14 protein-coding genes are annotated in these 16,228 nt (G+C 49.0%); all 14 read right to left on the minus strand.

Going from position 1 to position 16,228, the window contains the following annotated elements; translation table 11 throughout:
• Window positions 1-1,374, minus strand: a complete 1,374-nt coding sequence (locus ACZ5FK_RS04350; protein ID WP_464806687.1) for a replication initiation and membrane attachment family protein — start codon at window positions 1,372-1,374, stop codon at window positions 1-3.
• Between the two features lie 36 nt (window positions 1,375-1,410).
• Window positions 1,411-1,875: a transcriptional regulator NrdR gene (nrdR, locus tag ACZ5FK_RS04355; RefSeq protein ID WP_464806688.1), complete on the minus strand. Its 465-nt coding sequence runs from the start codon at window positions 1,873-1,875 to the stop codon at window positions 1,411-1,413.
• A 137-nt stretch (window positions 1,876-2,012) separates the two neighbouring features.
• Window positions 2,013-3,035 carry a glyceraldehyde-3-phosphate dehydrogenase gene (locus tag ACZ5FK_RS04360; RefSeq protein WP_464806689.1) on the minus strand — a complete coding sequence of 341 codons (1,023 nt, stop codon included), beginning with the start codon at window positions 3,033-3,035 and terminating at the stop codon, window positions 2,013-2,015.
• A 115-nt stretch (window positions 3,036-3,150) separates the two neighbouring features.
• The gene (gene coaE / locus ACZ5FK_RS04365) at window positions 3,151-3,753 is read right to left on the minus strand and encodes a dephospho-CoA kinase (protein WP_464806690.1); all 603 of its coding nucleotides are present in this window, start codon (window positions 3,751-3,753) and stop codon (window positions 3,151-3,153) included.
• A 13-nt stretch (window positions 3,754-3,766) separates the two neighbouring features.
• Window positions 3,767-4,639, minus strand: a complete 873-nt coding sequence (gene mutM / locus ACZ5FK_RS04370; RefSeq protein WP_464806691.1) for a bifunctional DNA-formamidopyrimidine glycosylase/DNA-(apurinic or apyrimidinic site) lyase — start codon at window positions 4,637-4,639, stop codon at window positions 3,767-3,769.
• A gap of 15 nt (window positions 4,640-4,654) precedes the next feature.
• Window positions 4,655-7,285 (minus strand): DNA polymerase I, encoded by a 2,631-nt coding sequence (polA, locus tag ACZ5FK_RS04375; protein WP_464806692.1) that lies wholly within the window; start codon window positions 7,283-7,285, stop codon window positions 4,655-4,657.
• A gap of 115 nt (window positions 7,286-7,400) precedes the next feature.
• Complete coding sequence (gene hflC, locus ACZ5FK_RS04380; RefSeq protein WP_464806693.1) at window positions 7,401-8,423, minus strand: protease modulator HflC; 1,023 nt, start codon at window positions 8,421-8,423, stop codon at window positions 7,401-7,403.
• A complete protein-coding gene (gene hflK / locus ACZ5FK_RS04385; RefSeq protein ID WP_464806694.1) occupies window positions 8,423-9,400 on the minus strand; it encodes an FtsH protease activity modulator HflK in 978 nt (325 codons plus the stop codon). The genes hflC and hflK overlap by 1 nt, the downstream gene beginning before the upstream one ends.
• A gap of 141 nt (window positions 9,401-9,541) precedes the next feature.
• On the minus strand, window positions 9,542-10,948 hold the full coding sequence (gene pnpS, locus ACZ5FK_RS04390; protein WP_464806695.1) for a two-component system histidine kinase PnpS: 1,407 nt from the start codon (window positions 10,946-10,948) through the stop codon (window positions 9,542-9,544).
• Window positions 10,945-11,649 carry a response regulator transcription factor gene (locus ACZ5FK_RS04395; RefSeq protein ID WP_464807359.1) on the minus strand — a complete coding sequence of 235 codons (705 nt, stop codon included), beginning with the start codon at window positions 11,647-11,649 and terminating at the stop codon, window positions 10,945-10,947. The genes pnpS and ACZ5FK_RS04395 overlap by 4 nt, the downstream gene beginning before the upstream one ends.
• Window positions 11,650-11,723: 74 nt before the next feature.
• Window positions 11,724-12,197 (minus strand): MaoC/PaaZ C-terminal domain-containing protein, encoded by a 474-nt coding sequence (locus ACZ5FK_RS04400; protein WP_464807360.1) that lies wholly within the window; start codon window positions 12,195-12,197, stop codon window positions 11,724-11,726.
• 405 nt (window positions 12,198-12,602) lie between these two features.
• Window positions 12,603-13,541 carry a malate dehydrogenase gene (gene mdh, locus ACZ5FK_RS04405; RefSeq protein WP_464806696.1) on the minus strand — a complete coding sequence of 313 codons (939 nt, stop codon included), beginning with the start codon at window positions 13,539-13,541 and terminating at the stop codon, window positions 12,603-12,605.
• An 84-nt stretch (window positions 13,542-13,625) separates the two neighbouring features.
• Entirely contained in the window at window positions 13,626-14,885 is a 1,260-nt protein-coding gene (icd, locus tag ACZ5FK_RS04410) for an NADP-dependent isocitrate dehydrogenase (protein ID WP_464806697.1), read from the minus strand.
• A 72-nt stretch (window positions 14,886-14,957) separates the two neighbouring features.
• Entirely contained in the window at window positions 14,958-16,073 is a 1,116-nt protein-coding gene (gene citZ, locus ACZ5FK_RS04415; RefSeq protein ID WP_464806698.1) for a citrate synthase, read from the minus strand.
• Window positions 16,074-16,228: the final 155 nt, after the last annotated feature.

The following is a 16,228-nucleotide window of genomic DNA, read 5'->3' on the forward strand; positions in this document are numbered from 1 at the left end:
TTATTTCACCTCACTCTTCATGGCGTTCAGTTTTGCAAGCAATTCCTGACGCCGTTCCTCTATTGCCGTGCTGGATTCGGCAGTTTCCTGTTTCTTGCCATTCGCACCCGGCTCTTTCTTGTCATTGAACCATTCAGGCACTTTCTCTTCGCGGACCGGTTTCCGCTTTCCGACCGGTTTCTGGCCTTCGTTCAGCCATTTCCGGTATTGGTCGGACTCGCTGCGTGCTAGCTCCATCGCTTTCCGTGCTGTCGTCACTTTATTGTTCCGCCATGTGGAAGCGATGCGTTCGACGAATTTATTCGTAATCTTCCCGTTATTGCGGATGATGACATACTGAAGGAGGACATTGACGACGCCTTGGGGGAATCCATACGTATTCACCAGTCTTTCCGCAAGCTCAACGTCAACGGCAAGCGGCTCGGCGCCTGTATATTGTCTCAACATGTCGACCGGTGATGTGTTTTCCATATCGTGAATGAATTTCTCTTCCTGGGTCATAGGTTTCTGCGGCATTTCTTCGGCCGGCTTCTCAGCAAATGATTTTTCAATGGTCGGCGGCTGTTTGGAGCGGTTCATCTTATAATAATCGCTGGCCGCTTTTCGCAGCCTTTCCTCCTGGACTTTCAGATTCTCATCAAGCGCCATCATGATCACTTTCTGCATATCTAGCGGCGTGAAGGAGAAAAGGAATGCCAGCCTCCTGATCAGATCTTCCGAAATGGCGGCCAATGAGGAAGCGGGCACCATTTGTTCGGAGAGCCCCGCACGCATCAATTCAAAATCGAAGCTGATATCCTGCTTCTTAAGCGGCAAGCCGGCAGACTGTTCCCGGCCTTGCAATCGGCCTTCCTCAGAGGCGGTTTCCGGTACCGTAAAACGTACAGGTTTATAGACATCCAGAAATGTTCTGGACACCTCCTCATAATCGGCTTCGAGCGGCGGTTCTGACGCAAAGCGGTTTAACAGGCCCCGATAGGCGTTTTCACCGATTTTACTGAACAAAAATGTCGACAGAAGAGGGTCTTCAAAAAATGATTTCGCATCTAACGGAGGAAGCAGTTCGTATAGGAATGCCCTGTCATGATCCAGCTGTTTCCGGTATGTACGAAGCAAGCCGATCGCCTCAAGGGAAATGCGGGATTCGAACACTTGTCCCAGCGGAACCGCGAGTACGTTCAGCAAGTGGTAATGATTATACTCACTCTCCTTGTCACGCTCCGCATCTGCCCATAACGTCATGAACAAACTCATCGCATTCGCGCCGACCAGCGGCTGATAAAACAGCGTCAGGAGCTGGCGGTCATACTCAGAAAACGGGTGCGGCATTCTGATCTTATATGAATCGACAGCCTGTAACTCTTTGTATAGCATCCCGCCCAGGCCTCCTTCCTTCGTTTCTAACGCTGCTTACTCCGATTCCTTTCGGTTCTGCAGCTGTTTCAGTTCTTCAATAAATACATCAATATCCTTATATTGTCGATATACCGACGCAAATCGGACGTAGGCGACTTCGTCTACATCAGCTAGCCTTTCCATGACCTTTTCACCGACCTCGCCCGAATTGATTTCGACGATGCCGGCGCTGCGTATATCCTTTTCGATGCCATATACGATGTTCTTCAAGGATTGCAGGTCAACCGGCCGTTTTTCACATGCTCTGATCAGGCCGCGCAACAGTTTTTCGCTATTGAACTCTTCCCGCGTACCATCCTTTTTCACGACTACAAGAGGCATCTCCTCCACTTTCTCGAACGTCGTGAAACGGTATGCACAGTTCTCACATTCCCGCCGTCGCCGGATGGAGCGGTTCTCTTCCGCTGGCCGGGAATCGATGACCCGGGTGCCGTTATAATGGCAAGCTGGACATATCATATTTGTTCCTCCACATTAAGCGTTTAGTACTCTCCATTATAACAGAACAGCCGTGTAAAATATATTTGTCCAGGGGAATTTCGACAAGAAACGCAAAAATAGCCCGGCAGCTCACTTCAGCTGCCGGGCATATCCAATTATGCATTCACTTTATCTTTCAAAAGGTTTGCAACTTTCTTAGTCAACTCTACAACACGGGCAGAATAGCCCCATTCGTTGTCATACCATGCGAGGACCTTCACTTTACGGTCACCCATGACGATTGTTGACAGTCCGTCGATCGTCGCTGATTCAGTCGTCGTATTGAAGTCGACAGAGACAAGCGGTTCGGTCGTGAAGCGAAGAATCCCTTTCATTTCCCCTTCTGCAGCCTGTTTGAAAGCCTCATTCACCTCTTCCGCTGTCACGTCTTTTTTGACGTCGACAACAAGGTCGACCAAAGAGACGTTCGGCGTTGGTACGCGGAGCGCCATTCCATGGATTTTGCCCTCGAGTTCAGGAAGGACGAGGGAAAGGGCTTTTGCGGCACCTGTCGATGTTGGAATGATCGACTGTGCGCAAGAACGGGCACGGCGCAAGTCTTTATGTGGGTTATCAAGGTTTTTCTGATCATTAGTATAGGCATGGACAGTTGTCATAAGTCCATTCTCGATTCCGAACGAATCATTCAGCACCTTAGCGACTGGCGCGAGACAGTTTGTCGTGCAGCTTGCGTTGGAGATGACATCATGCTGTTCAATGTCAAGCTTGTCTTCGTTGACGCCAAGCACAATTGTGACATCCTCGTTTTTGCCCGGAGCTGTCAAAATGACTTTTTTCGCCCCAGCTTCCAGATGCATTGCCGCTTTGTCACGCGCGTTGAAGACCCCCGTCGCTTCCACGACGATGTCGACACCGAGTTCCTTCCATGGCAATTTCAATGGATCACGCTCGGAAATCAGCTGTACCCGCTTGCCGTTCACGATGAGGGCATTATCATCAATGGAGACCTCTCCATCGAATGTGCCGTGATTTGTGTCATACTTTATGAGGTGAGCAAGTGTTTCTGGTGGATATGATGCATTGACAGCGACAACATTCACCTTGTCATCCATCATCATCTGGCGGAATACCATCCGTCCGATACGTCCAAATCCATTAATAGCTATTGAAGAAGTCATTATAACAGTTCCTCCCGCATGTATGTTATACTGTTTATCTTTTACTCGCTCATTAGTATAACACATTTTATGCAAGCGTATAGAGTTTGTGAAGGAAATAACAATATTCCACTTTTCAGAATAGAGGTTTCGTGCCCCATTCCTCTAATATGGTTTCAAGTTGCCGTTTCGCTTCCTCGATTGTCCCGTTATTATCAATGACGGCATCCGCTCCCCGTTCTTTCACTTCCATCGAATATTGGGATTCGATCCGTGCATCCGCCTCCTGAGCGGTAAGTCCGTTTCTCGCGATGAGGCGCTCTTTTTGCACATCCCTGCTGACAGAAACGACTAGGATCTTTTCGACAAACGGCTGCAGACGGCTCTCGAAGAGGAGAGGGATGTCCATGATGACTGTGTCGGCCCCTTTATCGAGCCATTCCTCCTTTTGCCGCAGCATCTCTTTTCGTACTGCTGGATGAATGAGCCCATTCAGTTTTTGGCGTTCATCAATATCATTGAAAATGATTTCCCCTAATTTTGCCCGGTCCAGTCCTCCATCCGGCAAGAGGATATCTTCACCGAACGTTTCAGCGATTTCGGCAAGGACAGGACTGCCGGGAGCTACCGCCTCTTTTGATATTTCATCTGCATCGACAATCGGATACCCTTTTTCTTTCAGCAACTTTGCAATCGTACTTTTGCCGCTCGCTATACTTCCAGTCAATCCAATGATCATCTGTCTGCTCCTTTCACCGTTGGCAGGAAGGACAGTAGACGGATGTCCTTCCTGCAATCTGCATCGTCTTAGCGGCTGCACCGCATCCCGGGCATACTTTTTTTCCGTACATTTTCAGCCGTTCCTGCATCGAGCCTGCTTCCCCGTTAATATTGCGGTAATCCGAAATCGAGCTGCCGCCCGCTTCAATGCTCTCCAGCAAAATAGCGACAATGGTTTCAAACAGCTCGATCTTCCGTTTTCGGCTGATCCGCTCAGCCGATCTGTGAGGATGGATTTTCATCGCATACAGCGCTTCTGTCGCATAGATATTACCGCACCCGGACAAGACATGACCGTCCATGATCACTTCTTTAATCGGTTTCCGTGCATATTTTGGTGTGTCCGCCATCGTCAGAAAATGGGCAAGGGCGAGGTCATCGAAAGGCTCAGGCGCCATTTCAAGGAGAGGCGGGTAATCGCCCTCCTCTTTCAGCAGCCTGAGTTCCCCGAATCTGCGGATGTCCGAATAGACAAGCAGTCCACCGTCCTCCATATGCAGAACGATATGTACATGTTTCCGGAAGCGCTCTTCTTTGATGTCCTCCAGGCTGTCCACGACAAACCAGGCGCCTGTCATACCTAGGTGGCTGACCAATAGGGAAGGGACCCCTTCTTTACTCAGATGAAAATAAATATATTTGCTGCGTCTTGTCAATTCCTCAATTTGCATCCCTGGCATATGTGCCTCAAAATCCTCTGTCGTGATCCCTTTTACGATCGCTTCCTTGCCGGCCAACTTTGCAGTTCGGACAGTATCGGATATGTCGACAGATTTTATGACACGATTCCGGGATGCAGGTCCGAGCGCCCGGACGACCCCTTCGACTTCTGGCAATTCAGGCATAAGGACCCCCCTCTTTTATTTCGTATCGTACCAGGAAGATCCGTACGCCCATTCCACTTTGAGCGGCACATCCAGTTGAAGTGCGGATTCCATCACTTCTGGCACGATTCTCTTTAGAATCTCAATTTCCTCTGACGGTGCTTCGAAGATCAATTCATCATGCACTTGAAGGAGCATGCGGGTTTCAAGTTTTTCCTCTTCTAGACGTGCATCCATGTCGATCATCGCCTTTTTGATGATATCAGCGGCAGTGCCTTGGATCGGCGTGTTCATGGCTGTCCGTTCGGCAAAACTGCGCAAGTTGAAGTTTGAGCTCGTGATATCTGGCAGATAACGTCTCCGGTTCATGAGCGTCGTCACATACCCTTTGCGCTTCGCTTCTGCCACCGTGTCCTCCATATATTGTTTCACGCCTGGAAACGTTGCAAGATACGTATCGATAAAACGCGCCGCCTCTTTCCGGGTGATATTGAGGCTTTGAGAAAGTCCGTAGTCACTGATGCCGTAGACAATGCCGAAATTGACAGCCTTTGCGGTACGTCTCATATCCGATGTGACATGATCCTGATCCACCCCGAATACATCCATCGCCGTTTTTGTGTGGATATCAGCCCCCATCTTGAAGGCTTCAATCAACTTTTCATCTTGCGACATATGCGCAAGGACACGCAGTTCAATCTGTGAATAGTCGGCTGCAAACATGATCCAGCCGGGTTCAGATGGGACGAAAGCCGCACGGATTTTACGCCCTTCTTCAAGGCGGACCGGTATATTCTGCAAGTTCGGGTTAATGGAGCTGAGACGTCCTGTCTGAGTAAGCGCCTGCTGGAAACGGGTATGGATTCTCCCGTCTGCATAGATTTCTTTTGACAACCCTTCAATATAGGTGGAATTCAGCTTGCCGAGCTGGCGATATGTCAGGATATAACTGATGATCTCATGTTCGCTCTCCAGCTTCTCTAACACATCTGCTGCCGTCGAATAACCGGTTTTCGTCTTTTTAATCGGTGTCAGCCCCATCTTCTCAAACAAGATGACGCCAAGCTGTTTAGGTGAATTGATATTGAATTTCTCACCCGCTATGCTGTAAATCGTCCGTTCAACTTCCTCAAGACGTATGGAAAGCTCCTTGCCGATCGCCTTGAGCGTCTCGAGGTCCGTCTTCACTCCAGTCGATTCCATTTTCCCTAAAATAGCGGCAAGCGGCAGTTCAAGCTTGTGATACAGTTCAAATTGATCATTCGCTCTAAGCTTCTCCTCCAGCAACGGGCATGCTTTCCACGTGGCAAGCGCCTTCCTCGAAGCGTGCTCTGCCACTTTTTCCATATCGGGTATGGATCGCTTTGCTCCTTTGCCATAAATCGATTCATCGGACTCCACTCCTCCGATGCCGATTTCATTCACAATCGATGCGATATCCGTATATGTCGCCTGCGGATTATCAATATAAGCGGCTAGCTGCAGATCAAAATCATACCCGTCCGACATGATGCCCATGCGTGCGAGCGAAGCGTATGCGGCTTTTGAATCTGCGGAAAGTTTCCGTTTCCCGCCATCTTCCAGCCACTTTTTCAAATCGTCCGATGCGGTCATATTCTCATAAGGGACAAAGAAAGTCTTTTTACTGTCCGTCAAGGCGATACCAAGAATTTGGCCGCTCAAGTAGTTCTCGTCCATGATCTCAATTTGAATCGCCATTTCATCCTTCAGGTCGGAAAAAGTAACTTCACTCTTTATCTCAAATTCGATGTCTTCACGAGGCAATTCTTCAGCAGGTGCTGAAGTTTCCATTTTCTCAAGAAGTGTCTTGAATTTGAGCTCTTGATAGATGGTGCGCACATCCTCTTCATTTGGCCCGTCATATGAGAGATCGCCAATCGCAATATCGATCGGCGCCTCTGTTTCGATAGTCGCCAGCTTTTTACTCATGAAAGCCTGCTCTTCATTCGCCTGCAAGTTCTCCTTCAGCTTCTTTCCTGAAACGGAATCCATGGACTTATAGACGTTTTCAACCGTCCCGAATTCCTTCAGCAGCTTCAATGCCGTTTTCTCGCCGACACCCGGCACACCCGGGATATTATCGGAAGGGTCTCCCATAAGCCCTTTCATATCTATGATCTGCTCAGGCGTTATGCCGTATTTCTCTTCGACATGCGCAGGTGTATACCGCTCAATATCCGTGATCCCTTTTCGGGTGATGCACACAGTCGTGTTAGAGCTTGCAAGCTGCGTCAAGTCCTTGTCCCCCGAGATGACGACGATCTCCGCCCCTTCTGTGTCCCCCTCCTTGCTAAGCGTTCCGATGATATCGTCCGCTTCGTACGAATCAAGTTCATATTGCTTGATTTGATAAGCATCAAGCAGTTTCCGTAAATAGGGGAACTGTTCGGAAAGCTCGGGCGGCGTCTTTTGCCGGCCGCCTTTATAGTCACTGTACGTCGCATGACGGAATGTTGTTTTGCCGGCATCCCAGGCGACCAGCATATGAGTCGGCTTTTCTTCTGCAAGTATGTTCTGCAGCATCATAGTGAAACCGTATACCGCGTTGGTATGGATTCCGCTGTCGTTCGTCAATAGCGGCAAGGCGAAAAACGCCCGGTATGCAAGGCTGTTGCCGTCCAGCAAGATAACCTTCTTTTTAGACAAATTGGTTCCTCCCCTTATATCTTCATGTACAGGCATTAAAAAATTCATAAACTAAAAGAGCCATCTTCATTTATCTTACCACGCGGGCAAGGAGAAATGAAAATGGCGCTCTCGCTTATTCGATATAGCCTGTCAAAATTTTTGCATATGGTGAATCTGCCGGCAGGATGATCATCGTCTCATCGCCGATCGTCTTGGAATATGACTGCAGCGTACGGTACAGGTTATAGAACTCCGGATCTTTCGCAAATGTGCTGTTATAGATCTTCGCTGCTTCCGCTTCGCCCTCGGCATGGATGATGGCAGCCTCCTTCTTAGCAGTCGCCAGCATCTCCTGCACTTCCCGGTCGGTCTCCGCGGTAATCCGCTGCTTTTCCGCGTCACCTTCCGATAAATAGGCTTGAGCTGTCGATTGCCGCTCGGAAATCATCCGTGTATAGATCGAGTGCTCATTCTCTTCAGGAAGGTCGATCCGTTTCATGCGGACGTCGATGACTTCAATGCCGAAATTCCCTTCTTGCAGGAAGGCATTCACTTTCTCGGTGATGCTGTCATTCAGGTTGCCCCGCTTGGAATCACCGTCTTTGACGATTTCCGCATACTCCAGGCGCCCCATTTCGTTGCGGACGACCGAATAGATGAACTCTTCCATCCGTTGCTCGGCATTAACGATATTCCGGGCATTCGAAATCATTTCCATCGGGTTTGTAATACGCCAGACTGCATAATTGTCGATGATGATCCGCTTTTTATCTTTTGTGCTGATTTCCGCCTCGGACACATTATAGGTCATCTTGTTTTTCGGCAATGTCGACACAGTCTGTATGAATGGCACTTTCATATTCAAACCTGGCTCCTGAATAATCCGCTTGATTTCGCCGAACTGGCGGACGACCCGGTACTCGTTCTCCTTCACGATGAACACATTCGCCAGAAGGATGACTAATACAGCAAAAATGATAGTGGCGGCAATCCCTTGTTTCACGTATTTCCGCACATTGACCGGCCGCTTAGGAGTGACTACTTTTCCCGGACCGCCCGGCGTACTTTTTTGCTGTCGTTCCTGCTGTTTCTGCCTTTGCTTTTCAAGGAACTTCTCTTCTATACTTTTGAATGGGTTATTATTATTGTCTGCCATCAGTTTCCGCTGCCTCCTTCCGCTTTCTCTTTATCAGCCGGCTGGACGGGCGGTGTATTCTCCAGTTGCTGCAGCGGCAGATATTTGACCGTTTCGCCATTGTCATTCATGATATAGATTTTCGCTTTCGGCAATACGGTTTCTAACGTCTCAAGCACCAGCCGCTGACGGGTGATCGACTTGCTCTTCGCATATTCCGCTTGCAGATCGTTGAACAGAGCGACGTCTCCTCGTGCTTGCTCGATACGGGCTGTCTTTTGTCCAAGCGCTCTGGACTTGATTGCATCCCGTTCCCCTTCCGCTTCGTTTTTCCGCTGGTTCTTATATTTTTCCGCTTCATTGATCTTCGTGTTTTTCGTTTCCCGTGCATCTGTCACCGCAGTGAACGCCGCACGCACATCAGCATTCGGAAGCTCGACATCCTGTAGCTTAACGCCCTGGATCGATATACCGATATCGTAATTGTTCACAAGTGTCGTCAATAATTCCCTCGTCTTCCCTTCAATCTCCGCTTTTCCATCCGTCAATGCCGCATCGATCGTTGAGCTGCCGATGATTGATCGGATGGATGCTGATGTCGCATCATGCAAGATTTCTTTTGGGTTCTCCGAGTTGAAAAGATACTTCTGCGGATCTGTGATCTTCCACTGGACAATCATATCCGCAAGGACGATATACTCATCACCCGTGATCATCTTAGTCTCTTTGTCAAACGAGACCAGCTCTCCGTCAGGATCTTGTTTGTAGCCGAATTGAAGACTGAATGTCTCTTTCGACAGTTTTTCAATATGCTGGATCGGCCATGGCAATTTGAAATGAAGGCCCGATTCCGTGACTGTATTTTCTGCATTACCGAACGTGATCACAACCGCCTGTTCCGATTCATCGACTGTATACCATGTTGTAAATCCGATAAGAATCAAAAGAACCGCAGCGAGTATCATGCCGACCATGACTCGAATACGTTTCGTACTCATACAACTTCCCCCTTTTCTATGTATGTCTGTTTATACGGATAAAAGCCCTATTGGTTTCAACATAAATAAAAATCAGGCAGAATGGACGGCGGCCGAAGCCGCAGTTCCACTCTGCCTGTCATTGATCGGCTATAGAATCTGTTAATTAGGGAGATGGATCGCAAAGGCGGACCCTTTCCCGGCCGTGCTTTCCGCCGTCACCCGTCCTCCATGGGCTTCGACCAGATGCTTGACGATCGCAAGGCCCAGGCCGGTCCCGCCTGATTCCCTGCTCCTCGCCCGGTCCACCCGGTAAAACCGCTCGAAAAGGCGCGGCAGTTCCTTTTCCGAGATGCCCATTCCCTCATCTTTCACTTCGATGACTGTTTCCCGTTCCTTCTGCCGGGCTGTAACAGTGATCTTTGTCTGTTCATCGGAATAATTGATGGCATTCGAAAAAAGATTCACCATCACTTGGACGAGCCGCGCGGCATCTGCTTCGACCTTCAAATCAGGTTCGATCAGGAGCTCGATCTTCATCCGTTTTTTCTCGAGCGGGCCGGAAACGATTTGTGCCGCATCCTCAATAAATGACAAAACGTGCACCGGGCGCTTCTCTAGATGGAACCGCTCCTGTTCGATTCCCGACAGCTCCAGCAGATCATCGACGAGCAGCTTGAGCCGCTCGCTCTCTTTTTGGATAATGTTCAGGAAATCACGGAGCACGTCCGGATTCTCCATCGCCCCGTCGAGGAGCGTCTCCGTAAAACCTTTGATGGAAGTGATCGGAGTCCGGAGTTCATGGGACACATTCGCCACGAAGTCCTTCCTCACTTCCTCAAGCCGGATCAATTCTGTAATATCATGAAGAACAATGATGATGCCCAGCCAATTGCCATGCTTGCCGATGACTGGCGCGCCATAAACACTTAAGTGAGTGGAGCTGTTTTCCTTTTGAATGCGCACATTTTTTTCACAGACCTGCTCTCTCATAAAGACATCTTCAATCAGTTCTTTGATCTCCTCTGGAAGATTAACTTCCTTGAATGTCTTCCCGATCAATTCCTCCTCGCTTGCGCCGAACAGACGAAGGAATGCTCCATTCAATAAATTCACAGACCCTTCCCTGCCGAACATGAGCAAACCGCTGCCCATGCTTTCAATCAGCGTGTTCAGCCGTTCCTTCTCCATCGAGCGTAAAATCGAGACTTCCTGCAAATTCCTGGCCAATTGATTGATGGACAAGCCAATACTCTCATCGTACTCATCCTCATTCGTCTGGGGTACCCTCGCCAAATAATCTCCTGCCGCAATGCGGCGTGCCGTCGTATTCGCCAAATCGACAGGTTTTATGTAATGGCTGAAAATACGGAGCACTAACAGAAAATAGAGGCCGCCCCCTAAAACGAGAACAATCGCCAGATAAAACCAGTATGCCTGCTCCACACTCTTCTCTGGATCAAGTGAAAATAATTGAAAAAACTGGCCGAGAACGATGCCTAGACCAGCGAGAAAGATGAAGAAGAGCACTGCATTTGCAACAAGCAGCTTTACGCGAAGGCTCTTCATCTCCCCTTTTGCTCCTCAAACTTATAACCGATGCCTCTGACCGTTTTGATATATAGAGGTTTTCTTGTATTCTCTTCAATCTTTTCCCGCAAATGCGAGACATGGACATCGACAATCCTTGTGTCGCCCGCAAAATCATAATTCCAAACCGCAGACAATAATTGCTCCCGCGTCAGCACCCGGTTCTTGTTCTGCATAAGATAGACGAGCAACTCGAATTCCTTTGGTGTAAATTCGAGCGGATGTCCGTTCAATGTCGACTCGAATCGTTCCGGGTAGACTGCAAGCGGACCAGCTTCCAGAACTAAGCCGTCCATTTCGGCATCCTGCCGGCTTCCAGTACGGCGCAAGACAGCTTTGACACGTGCGATGACTTCACGAGGACTGAAGGGTTTTGTCATATAATCATCAGCCCCGATTTCAAGACCGAGCACCTTATCCAGCTCTTCCCCTTTCGCTGTAAGCATGATGATCGGCACGTGGCAGCCGCTTCGGCGCAATGTTTTGCATACATCGATCCCATCGATTTTCGGCAACATCAAATCAAGCAGAATGAGGTCAGGGTCCACCTTCTCTGCCATTTCAATCGCTTCCGCCCCATCCGTTGCCATGTACGTTTCATAATTCGCCTGCTGCAAGTTATATTCAAGCAGCATGCGAATCGATTGCTCATCATCGACAATCAAAACTTTCTTTTCGATGCCTGTCATCCCCCTGTTATCTATGTAATGCTCTCTTCATGTACAGGTATTCCCGTATCCAGCACTTCGGTTAATCAGAAATTATCGAGGGCTCTTGTCATAAGCCGGTCTTCCGTCTTCGGAGGAATGGCAGTGATTGTGCCTTCAATGACAGTTTCACCCGTCTCGTCTTTTGCCTCTACCTTAATGATGATCGTGTTTTCTTCTTTTTGGACACGGATCACTTCAAACAGGAATTCGACCGTTTCATAGTGGTAGACAGCCTTCGGGAACAGCAGATGCTGCTCGATGATATGCGATCCTGGGCCCGGCAAGTATTTAGAGATGGCTGACGTGACAATGCCCGTCAGCATCACCGGCGGCACGATCGGTTTCTCATGAGGTGTGCCTGATGCGTAATCATGCTGGATATAGAGTGGGTTCGCATCATTCGTGAGACCCAGGTAGAGAAGCAAATCTTTGTCCTCTATCTTTTCAGTCAGTTTCAACTTCTCGCCAACCGTAATCTCTTCGACTTTTCTGCCGATGCTTCGCTTTTTACCTAATATCAACCTGTTTCCTCCTCCACAAAGGCTTTTCATCTTTCTATTAGAAGTGTATCAATGTTGCGACAAGAAAGGCAAGCGGCCAATATACGAGAAATAAAAAAGAGCGGAATTGCTCCGCTCTCGGACTGTAGATCCAAAGGATAGGAGATTGCAAATTTCCACCCTTTTTGCTTAACTAAGTCATTGGAAGCGGCCTAAAAACAACGTTGATTTCCGTTCCGGGCGGACGCTTTCCGGGGGGCTTGCCCTCAGCCTCCTCGTCGCTTCGCTCCTGCGGGGTCTTCACGCTGCGCTGATCCCCCAGGAGTCGCCGCCCTGCACTCCAATCAACTAGAAAAAAGACTGCAGGCAAACCCAAATTTTTCGGGGTTTGGCTACAGTCTGTGAGCGGAATTGCTCCGCTCTTTAAGAAAGTACTTTCATGACCGCTTTGACAGATTCGGCTGATCTGGATAAAGCCGACTTTTCGTCTTCGGTCAGCTCGAGTTCGATGATTTTTTCGATGCCGCCTGCTCCGAGGACTGTCGGTACACCGAGGTAGATGCCGTCCATGCCATATTCACCTTCCAAGTAGGCGATTGCAGGTAGGACGCGCTTCTGATCTTTCAAGATCGCTTCCGCCATTTCCACAAGGGATGCGGCAGGTGCATAATATGCGGAGCCATTCCCGAGCAGGTTGACGATTTCCGCTCCGCCTTTGCGTGTGCGCTCGACAATTTCCTCGAGACGCCCAGCTGGAATCAGCGTTTCAAGCGGCACGCCGCCGGCAGCTGAGTATCGCACAAGCGGCACCATGTCGTCACCGTGTCCGCCGAGGACGAAACCGGTGACGTCTTTTACGGATAGGTTCAGCTCCTGTGCGACAAATGTCCGGAACCGAGCGGTATCAAGGACGCCGGATTGCCCGATGACCCGTTCTTTCGGAAAGCCTGATTCTTTATATACAGTATACGTCATCGCATCGACCGGATTGGTCAAAACAATGATTGTTGAATGTGGAGAATGCTTCACAATGTCGGCAGTTACGGATTTCATGATTTTCTGATTGGTCTGGACCAAGTCATCGCGGCTCATCCCCGGTTTTCTCGCCATACCCGCCGTAATGATCACGACATCTGAATCCTTTGTTTCAGCGTAATCGGCTGTTCCGACGATCGACGCGTCGAACCCTTGGACCGGCCCCGCTTCCAGCATGTCGAGTGCCTTCCCTTTTGTCGGATCTTCCATTTGCGGGATATCGACGAGCACCACGTCACAAAGTTCTTTTTGAGCAAGCAGGAATGCGGTAGTGGCGCCTGTGAATCCAGACCCGATCACCGATACTTTTTTGCGTTTCATTGGCATGAAAAAACATCTCCTTTGTTTTTATTACTATGCACAATGCACAAAAAGGGAGGATTTCTCCTCCCTTTACGCTAGTCTACAAAATTATAGGTTCTTAATCAATTCATCCGCAAACTCAGAAGTCTTCACTTCTTTAGCGCCATCCATAAGACGGGCGAAATCGTATGTGACGACTTTCTCTTCAATTGTCTTTTCAATTGAAGCCGTGATCATGTTCGCCGCTTCGTTCCAGCCCATGTGCTCAAGCATCATAACGCCTGAAAGAAGGACTGAAGACGGGTTCACTTTGTCAAGGCCCGCATACTTCGGAGCTGTACCGTGAGTCGCTTCGAAAATCGCATGTCCAGTCACGTAGTTGATGTTCGCACCTGGTGCGATGCCGATGCCGCCAACTTGCGCAGCAAGTGCATCAGAGATATAGTCTCCGTTGAGGTTCATTGTCGCAACGACATCGAACTCTTTTGGACGTGTAAGGATCTGCTGCAAGAAGATATCAGCGATCGAGTCTTTGATGATGATCTTGCCAGCCGCTTCCGCATCGGATTGTGCTTTGTTCGCTGCATCCGTGCCTTCCGCGTCTTTGATCTTGTCGTATTGGTTCCATGTGAACACTTTATCGGCGAACTCCTGCTCAGCCACTTCGTAGCCCCAGTTCTTGAATGCGCCTTCCGTGAACTTCATGATATTGCCTTTGTGTACAAGCGTTACAGATTTGCGGCCTTCTTTGATCGCATAGTTGATCGCCCCGCGGACAAGGCGCTGCGTGCCTTCCTTGGAAATTGGCTTGATGCCGATTCCTGAAGTTTCTGGGAAGCGGATCTTGTTGACACCCATTTCGTTTTGAAGGAAAGAGATCACTTTCTTCACTTCTTCAGTGCCTTCCTGGTACTCGATTCCCGCATAGATGTCTTCAGTGTTCTCACGGAAGATGACCATATCCGTATCTTCAGGACGCTTGACCGGGGAAGGTACGCCAGTGAAGTAGCGGACTGGACGCAGGCATACATAAAGGTCCAGTTCCTGGCGAAGCGCCACGTTCAATGAACGGAAACCGCCGCCGATTGGAGTTGTAAGTGGTCCTTTGATTGCAATCAGATACTCGTCGATCGTATCAAGTGTCGCTTGTGGAAGCCATTCGCCAGTTTCGTTGAATGCCTTTTCCCCTGCAAGGACTTCTTTCCATTCGATTTTCTTCTGGCCGTTGTATGCTTTCTCAACAGCAGCTTCAAGCACGCGTGAAGCTGCATGCCAGATATCAGGGCCTGTTCCATCCCCGATGATGAATGGGACCGTTGCGTGATCCGGAACGTTCAAAACACCATTTTCCATTGTAATTTTAGCCATTGCTTATGTCCTCCCTGTTCGTCAAAAGTAGTGGGCCGGCAACGTGTTTGCCGCCCCACCCTCATTATGATCTTATCTCTCGTTCACGGGCACATACATCTGCATGCCTGGACCCGTATATTCCGCACGCGGACGGATCAACCGGTTGTTCGCATACTGTTCAAGAATGTGCGCAACCCATCCGGAAGTCCGGGAAACTGCGAAAATTGGCGTGAACAAGTCGTGATCGATACCAAGTGAATGATATACCGAAGCCGAATAGAAATCAACGTTTGGCGGAAGGTTTTTCTCGCCAGTTACGATTGACTCGATCTTTTCGGACATATTATAGTACTTCTCTTCTCCGCGAAGGCTCGTCAGCTTTTTGGACATTTCACGGAGATGCTTCGCCCGCGGGTCCCCTTTGCGATAGACACGGTGGCCGAAGCCCATGATCTTCTCTTTGTTGTCGAGCTTCTGGCGGATATACGGTTCCACGTTCTCTTCGGAGCCGATTTCCATGAGCATCTTCATCACTTGCTCATTAGCGCCGCCATGAAGCGGTCCTTTAAGGGCGCCAATCGCAGCTGTGATACCAGAATACATATCCGACAGAGTGGCGACGCATACGCGAGCCGTGAATGTGGATGCATTCAATTCATGGTCTGCATGAAGCACGAGCGCTTTATTGAACGCTTCGATTGCGATATCTTCCGGATCTTCGCCATTCAGCATATATAAGAAGTTTGCCGCATAGCCAAGTTCAGGTTTTGGAGCTACCGGTTCAAGTCCTTTGCGTACACGCGAGAACGCAGTGACGATTGTTGCAATCTTCGCCTGCAGCTTGATCGCCTTCAGGTAGTTCGCTTCGTCGGACATATCTTCCGCTTTGTCGTCGTATAATCCTAGAAGGGAGACTGCCGTGCGGAGTGCTGCCATCGGATGGACTTCCTTGATCGGATACGTTTTGAAATGGTTTAGCACTTCTTGCGGAATCGACATGTGATCCGCAAGCTGCTGTTTCAATTCAGCAAGCTCGTCCTCTTTTGGCAGACGCTGATGCCAAAGAAGGTAGATGACTTCTTCGAAACTTGCATGTTCAGCAAGATCATCGATATTATAGCCGACGTATGTAAGAGTGTCATCAATGATCGAACTGATGGCAGATTGTGTCGCTACAATTCCTTCCAATCCTTTTGATGCTGTCATTAAACTCGCTCCTTCGTCCAGGATAGCCAATTCCCCCTCGCAATACGAAAAATGGCTTCACTGATAATGAATTCTGTCTAAAACGCTTACATGCACCATTATAATCAAACTTGACAGCTTTGTGAATGGAAACGCTTGTATTCTTTTTTTCAACT

This window comes from Sporosarcina sp. GTC18466 (assembly GCF_055389225.1).